Genomic DNA, 539 nt, shown 5'->3' with positions numbered 1-539 from the left:
CACCACCACCACCGCCGCCACCCCGAACGGCCCGGTCGACCCGTCCCGCATCACCTGCAGCGCCCGGGCCGGCGGCCCGTAGCAGCCCAGCCCGTCGGCGGTGTCGGCCACCCCGTCGATGTGCAGCCCCCGGGTGACCGCCAGCAGCGCGGTCACCGCCAGCAGCCCGGACAGCGCGCTGTGCGCGCCGAACGCCAGCCCGCCGGCCCAGGTCACCGCCGCGGCCAGCCCACCGAGCGCGGCCCCGACCACCGGCAGCGCGCTCAGCGCGCCGCGACCCACCGGCACCGCAGTCCCCGGCACCGGCAGCACCGTCTCGAACGCGAAAGCCGCTGCCAGCGAACGGATCATGGCTCGGCGGGGCCCGGGACGGCCGCCTGCGGACAAGCCGACATGGGTGCCTGCGCTGCCTCCCCGCCCCGCCGCATCTGGCCCCTATATACAACGCCCCGGCCACGCGGCTCCGGGCTTGCTTGTTTTCCTCCTTCTCCTTCTTCTAATAAAACATACTGGTTGCGCGTGGAGTCTTTGGCATGCTG

1 protein-coding gene is annotated in these 539 nt (G+C 73.7%); it reads right to left on the bottom strand.

What is annotated here, in order from left to right:
• The coding region (locus BKN37_RS27460; RefSeq protein ID WP_207547312.1) for an adenosylcobinamide-GDP ribazoletransferase at positions 1-351 on the bottom strand (351 nt) is incomplete at its 3' end.
• Positions 352-539: the final 188 nt, after the last annotated feature.

Source organism: Mycobacterium talmoniae (assembly GCF_001854525.1).
GTDB classification, from domain to species: domain Bacteria; phylum Actinomycetota; class Actinomycetes; order Mycobacteriales; family Mycobacteriaceae; genus Mycobacterium; species Mycobacterium talmoniae.
The sequence above is the reverse complement of the archived record's forward strand: the minus strand, read 5'-3'. Positions and strand labels throughout refer to the sequence as shown.